A 14,242-nucleotide genomic window follows, 5' to 3' on the forward strand; every position below is an offset into this window, starting at 1 on the left:
GAAATTAAATTTCATCTATAAATTTTGCAAATTCTTGTATCCCGCCAAATAAAATTACATTATCTCCTACAAAAACATCTAAATTTTCATCAGGAAAAATTTCCCACTCTTTACCTTCTTTTTTGTATGCAAGTGTTTTCATATTTTTTGCTATTGATTTTATTGTTTGTGCATTTTGTTTTTGTGTTATTGCAATTTTTACAACTCTAAGTGTGTTCGCAGATAAATCAAATATTTCAAATTCTGGGTGTATTAAAAACTCTTTTACAAGCCTTTTGGCACTTTCTTTTTCTGGATATATTACTTTTGTCGCACCAAGCTTTGATAAAATTTGACCATGTATGGGCGTGCTTGCTTTTGCTATTATATTTTTTACGCCTATATCTTTTAATGCCATTAGTGTTAGTATGCTGTTTTCTATATTTGCACCAATGCTTACTATAACCATATTTATACTAGAAAAACCAGCTTCTTTTAAAGCAGTTATATTTGTAGAATCAAGTATATAAGTATGGCTTGCTAAATCTTGTAATTTTTTTAAAACTTCTTCATCTTTATCGGCTATAACAACTGATTTTCCTTGCAATAAAAGTTCATTTGCAACAACAGAACCAAATTTCCCAAGTCCTATCACACCATAAGACAAATTTTTCATAAATACACCTTTCCTTGTGGATATTTTATAAATTTTTCTTTTTCTTGTCTAAAAATTAACAAGAAAAATGCATATATTCCTATTCTACCACTCATCATAAGTATTATAATTAAGATTTTACTATTTGTAGAAAACAGAGCACTAAGTGATAATGTTCCGCCATTCCCTATGGAAACCCCAACTGTTGCAAAAGCTGATGAGGTTTCAAAAAGTAGTGGCAAAAATTGTATTTTATCTTCAAAAAAAGACAAAAGCGTAACGCAAACTAATATATAAAATATCGAAGAAACAGTGATGGTAAATGCTTTATTTATAGTTTCTTGCGGTATTTCTTGACTAAAAACTCTTATCCTTCCGCCTTTAATAATCCAATATGTATAAACAAATAACACTATGATAGTAGTTATCTTAATACCACCAGCTGTTCCGCCAGGAGCACCGCCTATTATCATAAAAAGAGATCCAAAAAACAAACTAGCATCTTTTAATGCACCTAAGTCAATGGTGTTAAAACCGGCAGTTCTATAATTTACGGCAGTAAAATAAGATGTTAAAATTTTATCAAAAAAAGAAAGAGTGCCTATGCTTTTTGTATTGTGGTATTCGAAAATAAATATCAAAAGTGTTGCAAATATTATCAGTATAGCAGTTCCGCTAAGAACAAGTTTTGAATGTAAGCTTAAATTTGCTAATCTCTTTTTTTGAAAAAAATACAGCTCCAATATAACAAAATAACCAATTCCACCTGTTATTATAAGAGATGTTATGATTAAATTTACATAAAGATCGGTTTTAAAATCAACAAGCCCTGTTTCAAACGTGCTAAATCCAGCATTATTAAATGCCGATATTGCATGAAATATAGAGTGCCACAAAGCGTGCTTAAAATCATAAATAAGTATAAATTTAAAAAATAGCAAAATAGCACCAATAAATTCTATCAAAACTACAAAGATTACTATCTTTTTTAAAAATCTTAACACCCCATCCATATTCGGATATATCAAAGACTCTTTTAATAAATTCTTACCTTCAAAACCGATTTTTTTTCTTACTATTATAAATATAAAAAGCCCAATTCCTATGTACCCAAAACCGCCTATTTGAATCAAGGCAAGAATTATCATTTGCCCATAGAAAGTAAAATCCGTTGCAGTATTTTTAACTATAAGCCCAGTCATACTTATAGCTGAAGTGCTTGTAAAAAGTGCATCTAAAAATGATATATGGTTTTTGTGTGCAAAATTTAATGTTAGCAAAAAAGCACCTATTAGAGCTATTGCGATATAGCCAATAGACAATATTCTTATAGTTTTTCTATCTGAAATTACTTCTTTCAAATTTGTCCTTTAAAATTTAAAAACATTGATTTTACTCTAATTTTATAAAATTTAGGCTACTTTTTTAAAAAATCTTGTCTATAATTTTTTATAAATTTTTGAAAATATGGATAAGAGTTGCGTTTTCTCATACCATAATTATAGCATTCTATGGTATGTTTTATGTTTTGTTTTTTGCCATTAAAGCACCCTCTTAAAACTTTAGCTGATTTTGAAAGATTATAAGTTGGATTTAGAATTTTATCTATTTCATTTATAGTGAAATTTGTCGAGTTTATTTGACCTAAGCCCACATCTATACTATAATCTAGTTTTAGTAGATTTTTTATCATAATCTTTGCTATATTTTCGCTTTTTGGAAATATATTTACAATCCACATTGATCTGTTTAAACTATATTTCCCTATTTTTATTGGTGCTAAAGAAGTTTCATATGTTTTGAATAATTTAGCTTCTTTTTGTGTTGTGATAAATGATATTACAAATGGATCAAAGTTACTTTCTATTTTTACTATGGTGTATAAAATTTCAGGTTCTATTCTGTTTTTATAGGATACATCGGCTATGGCTTTCATTATATCATCATTTGTATATGCTTTTAAATTTGATAAAAAAAATGTCAATATAAAAAATGTTATAAATTTCAATTTTTAAGCTCTTATTTTCTCATAAATTTCTTTTTCGGTTATGATTGACGAGTTGTATTTTATGACAAAATTTAAATTTTTTTTGTAAATTTCTATAATCCCGTTTAAATTTTCTACGCTAGATAAATTTATATTTTCTAAACTATCTAAATAAATATTTTTAAATTTTGATGGATTTGTGAGCTTATAAAGTAAAAAAAGCCAAATTATAGATATAACAAGAACACAAATTGCAAGGTGGTGCAAAGAGTAGTTTTGTAAAAATGCTCCACCAACAACCCCTCCAACAAAGCTTCCAAAAAAACCGCTAGAATTAAACACGCCCAAAACAGCACCCTTTTCATTTGCTTTGGCAAATTTACTGGCACAACTTTGCATTATCGGCTCGTGTATATTAAATCCTATAAAAAATATCATAACGCCAAAAATAAATAAATTTTTTGTTTGGCTTATCGCAAATATAGTGTAAGATAGTATAAAAAGCAAAACTCCTACTATAAGAATTTGCTTTGATTTGCCTTTACCGTCTCCTAAAAAACCAGCTAAACCCATAGCAAAAAAGCCAAAAATTGCACCAGTTGAGAAAATTTTCCACAAATTTGCTTCTTCGTATCCAAGAGATTTTACTAATACTATGGGAATTGATATAAAAGCGATACTAATAAGCATTTTTTGCATAAAATTTGTAAAGTTCATAATTGTCAAATCTTTATCTAACAATATCTTTTTTAAATCAATTTTATGTTTTGTTTGATTTTGTATTTTCGGTTCTTTTTCTACGGTTGTATATAATAAAATTACGCTTAAAATACCTATAAAAACACTTATATAAAAAAGACTTGAAAGTCCAAATTTATGCCCTAAAATCGGACTTAAAGGCATTGATATAGTAAAGCTAATTCCTATCATACCGCCCATTATAGCCATAGCTTTGCTTCTTTGCTCTTCAGTGGTAAAATCGCTAATCATTGCAGTTGCAACAGCCCCAATAGCAGCAACACCTTGTAAGCACCTTCCTAAAAGCATAGTGTAGATATCACTTGCCATAGCACATATAAGTGAGCCTATCGTAAAAATAACTAAACCTATTACCATAGTTTTTTTGCGACCTATTTTATCACTCATTAAGCCAAAAGGAACTTGGAAAATCATCTGCATAATGGCATATATGCCAACCAAAAGACCAACAAAAAACTCATTTGAACCGCTAAGTTCAAGTGCGTATAAACTAATAACTGGCAAAATTATAAATAGTGTAAAAAATCTTGAAGCTACGATAAAACCTAATGGAATTACATTTTTAAGCATAAATAAACCTTTTTATAAAATGACGATTTTAACACAATATATTAAATTTTTATATGAAGCAAAATTAAATTTAGTATCATCTTGCTATAATTTATTTAAATTTTTAAAAGATGACAAAATGAATGATGAATTTTATATGGATTTAGCTATAAATGAAGCTTGGAAATATCAAATTTTAACATATCCAAATCCGGCCGTTGGTTGTGTTATATGTGATAAATTTGGCAAAATTTTAAGCATACAAGCTCACAAAGAAGCCGGATTTGCACATGCTGAGTTAAATGCTGTGATATCTGCTCTTAAGTGTTTAAATAAAGATTTAAATTTCCCATCTGATGTAAAAAAGGCTTATGAGTATGCCATTTTAAATCATAACAATTTGCTTGAAGGAGCTAGTGCTTATGTAACACTTGAGCCTTGTGCTCATTACGGAAAAACCCCTCCTTGTGCAAATTTACTAAAAGAACTTAAATTTAAAAAAGTTGTAATTGGATCAAATGATGATACAAAAGAAGCAAGTGGTGGTGAAGAGATTTTAAAAAAAGCAAATATAAATGTTATAAAAGGAGTATTAAAACAAAGATGTGATGAGCTTTTAGCACCATTTTTGGCTTGGAAAAATGGAAATTTTAGTTTTTTTAAGCTCGCAGCGTCTTTAAATGGCGTTATAAGTGGAGGCATTATCACCTCAGATAGTTCAAGAAAAATGGTACATGCTTTAAGAGATAAAATTTCTCTTTTAGCAATCGGCGGCAATACAGTTAGGATAGATAGACCGCTTCTTGATGCTAGGCTTGTTGATGGTAAAGCACCTGATATTTTTATATACTCAAAACAAGATAATTTTGATAAAAATATCCCACTTTTTAATGTAAAAAATAGAAAAGTTATCATAGGACAAGATATAAATTTCATAAAAAACTATAATATCTGCATGATAGAAGGCGGAGAAAATTTTCTTAAAAATTTACCAGATTTTGTGGAATACATTTTGATATTTTTTTCTATGAATTGTATTGATGAAATAAATTTTTCTTTAAATTTGAAACTAAAACCGCTTTATTTTGGCAAAATAGATGAAGAGCGATATGGATGGTTTAAAAGGATTTAAAAGAGCACTTTTGATATTTATTTTATATAAAATTAAATATCGATATAATACCAGTTTTTTATTTTGGAGGTTTGCATGGGGCAAGGAATTTCAAAACTTGATTTAGTTTTTGGTGGATTACTCATAGGCTTTAGTGTTTATTTCGTATATTGGGGATTTGATTTTATAGGAAATGGCTCTAAGGCGGTATTTTTACTTTCTGCTATTTTTGGTATGTTTATGGCATTTAATATCGGCGGAAATGATGTTGCAAATTCTTTTGGAACTAGCGTTGGAGCAAAAACTCTTAGTTTAAAACAAGCTTTGTGCGTGGCTGCAATATTTGAAGTAAGTGGAGCTGTGTTAGCTGGATCTGAAGTTACTGAGACTATAAAAAGCGGTATTGTAAATTTAGACGCTTTTTTAATCACTCCTATGGATTTTGTATATATAATGATGAGTGCACTTGTTTCTGCTGGAATTTGGCTTTTTATAGCAACAAAAAAAGGAATGCCAGTTTCTACAACTCATGCAATAATAGGCGGTATAGTCGGATCAAGTTTGAGTCTTGGTTATATTATGGATAATCCAGATATTTCTACTATTTCTTTGGTAAAATGGTCTGAAATTGGCTCTATTGCACTATCTTGGATAACCTCTCCGCTTCTTGGTGGCGTGGTATCGTATATAGTTTATTCGCTCATAAAAAAGTATATTTTAAACTACAACGATATAGCACAGGCAAAATTAGAAAGATTAAAATCTAGAAAAAAAGAGCTTAAAAAAGCTTTTAAGCTTAAATTTGAAACACTTAATGAAGATGAAAAGATAAAAGTAAATCAAACTATGATAAGTGATTTTGACATTATGAGTGAAATTTCTTATGATGCAAATGATTTAGAATCAGAATACTATAAAGAACTTCATAAAATTTCTCAAGAACAAAAAGATCTTAAAACTCATAATGCTCTTGAGTATGGCGTTCCTATCATAGCAGCTATTGGTGCTTTTATGATAAGTGCTATGATGTTATTTAAAGGGCTTAATAATCTCCATCTTGGACTTAGTATGTTAGAAAATTTTCTTACTATATGTATGATAAGTGCTGTTGTTTGGATGTCTATTTTTATACTTGCTAAAACATTAAGAAGTAAGGATTTGTCAAAATCCACATTTTTGCTTTTTAGCTGGTTGCAAGTTTTTACAGCTGCTGGTTTTGCTTTTTCGCATGGTTCAAATGATATAGCAAACGCTGTTGGTCCTTTTGCTGCTATAATCGATACTTTAAGTAGCGGCAATATAAACTCAATGGTTGGTGTTGGGATGCCTATAATGGTTACATTTGGTATTGCACTTATAGCTGGACTTTGGTTTATAGGAAGAGAAGTTATAGCAACGGTTGGAACAAATTTAACAAAAATACATCCAGCATCTGGATTTAGTGCAGAGATAAGTGCTGCAAGTGTTGTTATGATGGCTTCTGTTCTTGGAATTCCGGTTTCATCTACGCATATTTTGATAGGCGCTGTTCTTGGTATAGGTCTTGTAAACAAACAAGCAAATTGGAAACTTGTTAGACCTATATTTTTAGCTTGGATTATAACTATACCGGCTTCTTGTATAATGAGTGGCGGATTTTTTGTTTTGTTTAAAAGTATATTTTAGCGATATTTACTAATTTTTAGCTATAATCAAAGCCATATTTTATATTTAAAAGGGTAAAAATGAAAAAAATTTTTATGTCAATCATTGCTTGTATGATCTCGCTTAGTGCTGCTACAAATGAAGAGATATTATCACTTTATGATGGTGTAAAAGCCGATGGCGTTAAAGTTGAAATTGAAAGTAGAAAAACTTTACCAGATACTAATGGCATTGATTTAGTTGTTGTTAAATTTACAAAAGGTGACCAATCTCAAAAAGATATAGTTTTTACTAAAGATAGTTTTATATATCCAGATATTTTAGATCTTAAAAAACAGATATCTTATAAAAACTTTTATAGTTTTGAATTGCTAAAAAGCTCAATAGCTAGTGTTTATAAACAAGAAAAATCTGAGAATATATTAAAAATAGGAAACGATAAAAATAAAGACACCATGGTTGTATTTACTGATCCTGATTGCCCATATTGCAAAATGGAAGTAAATGCTCTTGACGAAACTCTAAAAAATTATAACATAGAGATGATTTTTACTTCGATTCATGGTGATTTAGCTATAGAAAAAGCTGCTCTTATACTTCAAAAATCAAAAGGAAAAAGCGATAAAGAAAAGATAGAAATTGCTAAAAAATACTATGCACAGGATGCTAAAGTAGACGGCAAAGTAGACGGCAAAGTTTTTGATAGTATAAAAACTGGTGCTAAAAAATACTTTGATGCAGGCTTGACAAGCGTCCCAACTAAAATTTTAAAAAGCGAAATGAAATAAATTTTATATTTATAGCTCTTTGTATAAAAACAAAGAGCTATGTTAAGAAATTATCTATATATTTTTGTCTTTTTGTATCTTTTATCTTTGAAATTTCAACTACCAAAAAACCATCTAGCGAGTTATTGAAATCAGGATCAACGCCAAAATCTAAAAATTTAACTCCGCCATTTTCGCAAAGTTCGCTATACTGTTTATAAAGTGTTGGAATGCTAAATCCAAGCGTAGCTAAATTTTGTTTTAAAATTTTAAAATTCTCTTTATAGTCATTTGCATTAAAAATCGTATCTAAATGTTTTATTTTGTTTTGACTAAGCATATATCTGTTTTTTGGTATAACTATATTTTTGCTTGCAGCAAAATACCTACTATAAAAATAAACAAGCATATCTTTTGCGTCTTTTGAGTAGTTATTGCTTATACTAACAGGTCCAAACATGTATTTTATATTTTTATATTTTGAGATATATGCACCTATGCCAAACCACAAATAATCAAGTGCATAAGTACCCCAATATTTTGGCCTAACAAAGCTTCTTCCAAGCTCTATCGTATCTGTAAAAAGAAATTTTGCATCATTACTAAATTTAAAAAGACTTTCGCAATAATAACTTTTTTTAATTTTTTTTATGTTATCACTTTCTCCTATTCTATAAGCTCCAACTATCAAATTTTCATTTTCGTCCCACAATATTATGTGTTTATAATACAAATCATATTCATCTACATCATAACTCTTTCCTGTTCCCTCGCCAACTTTTCTAAAAGTTATCTCTCTTAGTCTTCCAAGCTCTTTTAAAAGAATGCTATCTTTTTGCAAACTGGTTAGATATATTATTTTTCCATCACCAGTTTTTCCCAAGATTATAGCACTTTGTAACTCTTTTTTTATATCCGTAACATTTTGTTCATCTGGTATATTTTGCTGTGTTTCAAAAATTTTAGGCTTATTTGTTCCTATTCTGTAAAGATGTTTTTTAACTAGCTTTGCACTATTTTTTAAATTTATCTTATCAGATTCGATATTTTTATAAGGTATGGTTTCTCCAACTTTTATAGTTAATGATCCACCTTTTTTTATAAACATTTCTCTAACTAACATTAATGATGATAATGGTTTATTTATAGTTGAAATGGCGTAAAAAAGAGATGAGTTTTTGGCTTCTATCAAAATAGGCACTATCGGTGAAGATGTAATTTTGCAAAAATGTAAAAATCCGCTTTTCCAAACCCCATCTTTTGGAGTTAATCCTTTTAATCTTGAAACTTCTCCTGCTGGAAATATTATAATAGCTTCTTCATTATTAAGTGCGGAAATAACTTTTTTTGCAGTATTTGACGAACTTTTTTGCCCTAAATTATCAACAGGAAATAATACTTCTCTAAGCGGTTTTAATTCGTAAAGCAGTTCATTTGCTAGTATTTTAATGTTTTTTCTAACGCTATAAATTAAAGAGGCATCAAGCGAACCAAGTGGATGGTTTGCTACAAATACAACTCTTCCTTTTTTTGGTATGTTTTCTTTAAATTTACAATAATATGAAAAATCAAAATATTTTAATACATTATCCACAAAGTCTTTGGTGTCATCTTGTTCGTGTGTATTTAAAAAACTATTTATCTCTTTTTCTTTAAAAAGTTTTTTGAGTATATAAAGAAAAAATTTTGTAACAAATAGCGGATATTTTTCAAAAATTTCAGGATAATGGTTTTTTATAATATGTTCTAAATTTATCATACTTCCTCCAAATTTAGAACATATAATACACGCTAAAAGATACAAAGCGATTACAAAATATATCTATAGTTATATTGTATAAATTTAAAGAGGTAATTAATTTTTATTTTAAATTATATTGTCAAATAATTTTAAAAGTTATTGACGATTTTTTAGTGCCTGTTCTATTTTTTTATCTGATTTGTATTGGCTTAATGCATAAACAGACCATATAGCAGCTGGTAGCCAACCTATTAATGTTATTTGTAAAATTAAGCATATTATCCCAGCAAATGGGCGTCCAATAGTAAAAAATTGTAACCAAGGCAAAAATATAGCTAAAATTAATCTCATTAGTACTCCTTTTAATAAACAATTTTTAGATTATAGCTAAAATTATTAAAATCTATATAAATTTTTATGTAATTTAAATATGCTATTTTTATGATATTAAGTTTAAATTTGTTATAATTCACACCTTTATTAGACATTTAATGGAGGGCATTTGAGTTATAAATTAGCATTTAAGACCGCATTTTTTTTACTATTATTTTTAACTTCTTGCTTTCCAAAAGATATATATGTTAAAGATTTGGATTTTGATTTGGTTAAAAAAGGAAGCTTCGAATCCAATAACACTATGCTTTTAATAGGCGGCATACAAGGCGATGAACCGGGTGGATTTAATGCTGCAAATATAATTATAAATGAGTATGAAATTTTAAATGGCTCTGTTTGGGTTGTGCCAAATTTAAACTTATCAAGTATTTTGGCAAACTCGCGTGGATTAAGTGGCGATATGAATCGCAAATTTGCTCAAATAGATAAAAATGATCCAGATTATAAAAATGTGATGAAAATTCAAAATCTAATACTTGATGATAATGTTTCTCTTGTATTAAATTTGCACGATGGAAGTGGATTTTATAGGCATGAGTATATAAATGATTTTGAAAATCCTAAAAGATGGGGAAATAGTACCATTATAGATCAAAATGATTTAAATGGTTCTACTTATGGAAATTTGTATGAAAACGCTAGCAATGTCGCAAAAAGTATTAATGCTTATATTCTTGATGATAAGCATAAGTTTCATGTAAAAAACACTAAAACTAAAGATTATGACAAAGAAATGCAAAAGTCTTTAACATATTTTAGTATTAGAAATGATAAAGCTGCTTATGCAAATGAAGCTAGCAAGAGTCTAAAAGTTGAATATAGAGTTTTTTATCATCTTTTGGCTATAGAAAAATATATGGATATAATGGGTATTAAATTTAAAAGAAATTTTGAGATAACACCGCAAAATATAAGTGAAATATTGCAAAAAGAGATTAGTATAAGCTTATTTGATGATAAGTTTTATTTAACGCTTAAAAATCCAAGGGATTTAATAAATTTCGTTCCAATGTCAAAAAATAGTGAATTTACTTTAAAATCATCAGATAAGCTTGTTGGATTCGTAAAAACAGATAAAGATGAGTATAAAATTTATCATGGCAATAGGCATTTAACAACCATAAAACCAGAGTATTTTGAGTATAGTAATCTCATAAATAGAGTTAATATTAGTGTTGATAATGTTGGTTTGGAAGTGCCATTAAATACAAAAATAAAAGCTAAAAGCATAAAGATAGAACCTATCAACGGCGTTAGAGTAAATATAATAGGGCTTGATTCAAAAAAATCTGATGAGGCTGATATTTTAATAACTAGAAAAGATATGAATAAAAAATTTTCCATAGATAAAGCTGGTGAAATTTATAGAGTTGAGTTTTATGAGCTTGGAAAAAATTCCAAAGATAAATTTATAGGTATGATTTTAGTTGATTTTAAAGATGTAAAACCTAGCAAAGAAAAAGCTTTTGAAATAACTATTGTAAAAGATGAAAAAAATAATATTTTCAGACTAGATGATAAATTTTTTGCGTTTATTGATGATATAAAATCTAAGTTAAATTTCGTTCCTATGCAAAAAAATGATGTTAAATTTAGTTCAAATTTAAATAGTTTAAATTTAAAAAAAGAAAATTATTCATATAAAATTTATAATAAAAACAAAGTTTTAACAACGCTAAATCCAGAATATTTTGAGTATAGTGATATTTTAGATGGAATTTATATAAATGTGGATGAAAATATTAACTCATTTGTAAATTTTGGCACAAAAATAAAAGCTAAAAGCATAAAGATAGAACATATAAACGGTGTTAGAGTAAATGTAATAGGATATAATTCTGGTAAAAATGATGAGAGCGGTATTTTTATTAGAAAAAAAGATTTAGATAAGAAATTTTCTATAGATAAAGCAGGAAATATTTATAGAGTAGAGTTTTATGAGCTTTGTAAAAATTCCAAAGATAAATTTATAGGTATGATTTTGGTTGAGTTTGAATGATGAATGAGCTTATACTTGCTATAGAAAGCAGTTGTGATGATAGTTCGCTTGCCTTGATGGATATAAAAACTTATGAGTTACAGTATTATTCTAAAATCTCTCAAGAAATACAGCACGCAAAATATGGTGGCGTTGTGCCAGAGCTTGCAGCAAGGCTTCATACAAAAGCACTTCCTGATATGCTAGAAAAAATAACTCCATTTTTTAGCGATATAAAAGCCGTAGCTGTTACAAATGAACCTGGACTTAGCGTGAGTTTAGCAAGTGGCGTTGCTATGGCAAAGAGCATTGCTTTATCTCTAAATTTGCCATTAATTGCTATAAATCATCTCATAGGTCATATTTATTCGCTTTTTTTAGATACAAAAGAAGAATTTCCAATGGGCGTTCTTTTGGTAAGTGGCGGACATACGATGATTTTATACATTGATGAGAATTCAAATATAGATATTTTAGCAAAAACAAGCGATGATAGTTTTGGCGAAAGTTTTGATAAAGTTGCAAAAATGATGGGATTTGGCTATCCAGGTGGTGTTATCATAGAAAATTTGGCAAAAAATGGAGATGATAAAAGTTATAGTTTTACAGTTCCTTTGCTTCATGATAAAAGGCTACAATACAGCTTTTCTGGGCTTAAAAATCAAGTTAGATTAGTGGTTGAAAATCTAAATAATCCTACTTTAAAAGATTATGAAAATATAGCTGCATCGTTTCAAAAAACAGCGTGCATGCATATATGCGATAAGCTTGAAAAAATTTTTAGTATTTATAAATTTAAGAAATTTGGCGTAGTTGGTGGAGCAAGTGCAAATATACTTTTACGCTCAAATATAGAAAAAATTTGCTCTAAATATAACTCAAATTTATATCTAGCTCCGCTTAAATTTTGTTCTGATAATGCCGCAATGATAGCAAGAGCAGCTGTTATAAAATATAAAAATAATAACTTTACAGATATCAATAATATACAAATAAATCCAAAAAGCAAAAATTTCTGTATAAACTAAATTTCTATTTCTATACCAACAGGACAGTGATCGCTTCCAAAAACATCATTTAGTATAAATGCATCTTTTAGCCTGTCTCTTAAATTTTGTGATATAAAAAAGTAATCAATCCGCCACCCAGCGTTGTTTTTTCTAGCATTAAATCTATAACTCCACCAAGAGTATTTTATCTCATCCCCGTTAATTTGCCTAAAAGTATCTATGTATCCACATTCCAACACTTTATCTATCCATTTTCTCTCAATGTCTAAAAAGCCGCTTGTTTGGGAATTTGCTTTGGGATTTTTTAAGTCTATTTCTCTATGAGCCGTATTTACATCCCCGCAAAATATAACTTTTTTACTGTTTTTTACAAGATTGTTTGCGTAATCTAAAAATTTATCATAAAAATCAAGCTTATATCTTAATCTTTCATTATTTTTTTGTCCGTTTGGAAAATATATGTTAAAAAGCACGATATCATCAAAGTTATGCTCTAAAACTCTCCCTTCTTCATCATTGTTGAAATTTGATTTAAAGCAGGTATTTTCAAATTTAGATAAGCTCATAACGCCGGAATATCCAGCTTTAATAGCTGCGTTTGTATCAATTTGTTTAAAGCCAAGATTATAAATTTCTTTTGGTATATCACTATCTTTTACTTTTGTTTCTTGAAGTGCTAAAAAGTCGGGATTATACTCTTTTAGCCATTCAAAATCATTGTTTTTTATAGTTGCCCTAAGTCCGTTTGTATTCCAAGATATTAGTTTCAAATTTATCCTTTTTTTGATAAAATTGTAGCTAAATATTTAAAAAAATTTATAAATTTAGGATTTTGCATTGAATTCACTTGATGTTTATAAAGCTATTTTAGGCGAAAAAAAATTTGAAATCATAGAATATATCGTAGCAAATACGGACGAATTTGGACTTTTTATGAAAACTATCACAAATGTTTGCTTAGAACTTGACATAAGCAAACCAACTGCCATAGAAACTTTTAAACTTTTAGAGAGCAAAGATGTTTTAAGAAAGATAAAAAATGGAGTTTATAAACTAAATATACCAAGGTGAGTTAGAAGTATTTTTGTGCCTATTAAAATAAGTATAATACCACCTAAAAACACAGCTTTTGACTCTAAAATTTCGCCCATTTTTTTACCTATATAAAAAGCTATTATGCATAAAATAAAACAGATTATTCCTATGATAGAAATTAGATATAAAATGTTATTTTCTTCAAAACTAAAAGTAACGCCAACTGCCATAGCATCGATGCTTGTAGCTATACCACCTAAGATAAAATCTTTAGTGCAAACATCTTTTTGTTCATTTTTATCTTGCGTTTGAAAGCTTTCTTTCATCATTTTTATTCCAAGAAAAGCGAGTATTAAAAACGCTATAAAATGATCTATTTTTTCTATAAAATTAACAAAACTAAGTCCTAAAATATATCCTAAAAATGGCATTAAAGCTTGAAAAAAGCCATATATAAAAGCCATTTTTAAAACTACATTAAATTTAAATTCACACTTTGAACCGCTCGCCATACTTAGAGCAACGCTATCCATAGCAAGAGCAAAAGCTATTAAGAAAATTTCCAAAGATTATCCTTGATGATGAATAAAAGTAAAATTATATTGCATAAGTACTTAAATGTAAATTTTAT

General features: G+C 28.3%; 14 protein-coding genes and 1 pseudogene. 7 read left to right on the plus strand and 8 right to left on the minus strand.

Annotation, left to right across the window (positions count from 1 at the left end):
• Positions 1-4: 4 nt before the first annotated feature.
• From CSPT_RS01800 to CSPT_RS01815, 4 genes are read right to left on the minus strand one after another with little or no spacing between them, the layout of a single operon-like run.
• Positions 5-655, minus strand: a complete 651-nt coding sequence (locus CSPT_RS01800; RefSeq protein ID WP_089182033.1) for a potassium channel family protein — start codon at positions 653-655, stop codon at positions 5-7.
• Positions 652-1,995 carry a TrkH family potassium uptake protein gene (locus tag CSPT_RS01805; protein WP_089182034.1) on the minus strand — a complete coding sequence of 448 codons (1,344 nt, stop codon included), beginning with the start codon at positions 1,993-1,995 and terminating at the stop codon, positions 652-654. The genes CSPT_RS01800 and CSPT_RS01805 overlap by 4 nt, the downstream gene beginning before the upstream one ends.
• A 56-nt stretch (positions 1,996-2,051) precedes the next feature.
• Entirely contained in the window at positions 2,052-2,618 is a 567-nt protein-coding gene (locus CSPT_RS01810; RefSeq protein WP_249040770.1) for a transglycosylase SLT domain-containing protein, read from the minus strand.
• A gap of 27 nt (positions 2,619-2,645) precedes the next feature.
• Complete coding sequence (locus tag CSPT_RS01815; RefSeq protein WP_089182035.1) at positions 2,646-3,950, minus strand: MFS transporter; 1,305 nt, start codon at positions 3,948-3,950, stop codon at positions 2,646-2,648.
• Between the two features lie 118 nt (positions 3,951-4,068).
• Between CSPT_RS01815 and ribD the strand changes: the two genes are divergently transcribed.
• The 3 genes from ribD to CSPT_RS01830 all read left to right on the plus strand — a co-directional run bounded on the left by ribD (position 4,069) and on the right by CSPT_RS01830 (position 7,472).
• A complete protein-coding gene (gene ribD / locus CSPT_RS01820; RefSeq protein ID WP_089183289.1) occupies positions 4,069-5,061 on the plus strand; it encodes a bifunctional diaminohydroxyphosphoribosylaminopyrimidine deaminase/5-amino-6-(5-phosphoribosylamino)uracil reductase RibD in 993 nt (330 codons plus the stop codon).
• A gap of 75 nt (positions 5,062-5,136) precedes the next feature.
• A complete protein-coding gene (locus CSPT_RS01825) occupies positions 5,137-6,705 on the plus strand; it encodes an inorganic phosphate transporter (protein ID WP_089182036.1) in 1,569 nt (522 codons plus the stop codon).
• Between the two features lie 59 nt (positions 6,706-6,764).
• On the plus strand, positions 6,765-7,472 hold the full coding sequence (locus CSPT_RS01830; RefSeq protein WP_089182037.1) for a thioredoxin fold domain-containing protein: 708 nt from the start codon (positions 6,765-6,767) through the stop codon (positions 7,470-7,472).
• Between the two features lie 37 nt (positions 7,473-7,509).
• Here the strand turns inward: CSPT_RS01830 and olsF are convergent, their stop codons facing one another.
• Positions 7,510-9,210, minus strand: a complete 1,701-nt coding sequence (olsF, locus tag CSPT_RS01835) for a bifunctional ornithine lipid synthase OlsF (RefSeq protein WP_089182038.1) — start codon at positions 9,208-9,210, stop codon at positions 7,510-7,512.
• A gap of 138 nt (positions 9,211-9,348) precedes the next feature.
• A complete protein-coding gene (locus CSPT_RS01840) occupies positions 9,349-9,543 on the minus strand; it encodes a YqaE/Pmp3 family membrane protein (RefSeq protein WP_033916587.1) in 195 nt (64 codons plus the stop codon).
• A gap of 151 nt (positions 9,544-9,694) precedes the next feature.
• Here CSPT_RS01840 and CSPT_RS01845 point away from each other — a divergent pair.
• The 3 genes and pseudogenes from CSPT_RS01845 to tsaD form a co-directional block, all read left to right on the plus strand.
• Positions 9,695-11,026, plus strand: a pseudogene (locus CSPT_RS01845) (M99 family carboxypeptidase catalytic domain-containing protein); the annotation flags it as partial.
• Between the two features lie 132 nt (positions 11,027-11,158).
• The gene (locus CSPT_RS09400; RefSeq protein ID WP_309543852.1) at positions 11,159-11,587 is read left to right on the plus strand and encodes a M99 family metallo-carboxypeptidase C-terminal domain-containing protein; all 429 of its coding nucleotides are present in this window, start codon (positions 11,159-11,161) and stop codon (positions 11,585-11,587) included.
• On the plus strand, positions 11,587-12,594 hold the full coding sequence (tsaD, locus tag CSPT_RS01850) for a tRNA (adenosine(37)-N6)-threonylcarbamoyltransferase complex transferase subunit TsaD (protein WP_089183290.1): 1,008 nt from the start codon (positions 11,587-11,589) through the stop codon (positions 12,592-12,594). The genes CSPT_RS09400 and tsaD overlap by 1 nt, the downstream gene beginning before the upstream one ends.
• Here the strand turns inward: tsaD and CSPT_RS01855 are convergent.
• A complete protein-coding gene (locus tag CSPT_RS01855; RefSeq protein ID WP_089182039.1) occupies positions 12,591-13,346 on the minus strand; it encodes an exodeoxyribonuclease III in 756 nt (251 codons plus the stop codon). The genes tsaD and CSPT_RS01855 overlap by 4 nt on opposite strands.
• A gap of 67 nt (positions 13,347-13,413) precedes the next feature.
• Here CSPT_RS01855 and CSPT_RS01860 point away from each other — a divergent pair, with 67 nt between their 5' ends.
• On the plus strand, positions 13,414-13,647 hold the full coding sequence (locus CSPT_RS01860; protein ID WP_089182040.1) for a replication/maintenance protein RepL: 234 nt from the start codon (positions 13,414-13,416) through the stop codon (positions 13,645-13,647).
• On the opposite strand, the gene CSPT_RS01865 is transcribed toward CSPT_RS01860, so the two are convergent.
• Positions 13,623-14,177, minus strand: coding sequence for a manganese efflux pump MntP (locus tag CSPT_RS01865; protein ID WP_089182041.1), 555 nt, complete (start codon positions 14,175-14,177; stop codon positions 13,623-13,625). The two genes, CSPT_RS01860 and CSPT_RS01865, sit on opposite strands and share 25 nt — an antisense overlap.
• Between the last annotated feature and the right edge of the window lie 65 nt (positions 14,178-14,242).

Source organism: Campylobacter sputorum subsp. sputorum (assembly GCF_008245005.1).
Lineage (GTDB): Bacteria > Campylobacterota > Campylobacteria > Campylobacterales > Campylobacteraceae > Campylobacter_F > Campylobacter_F sputorum.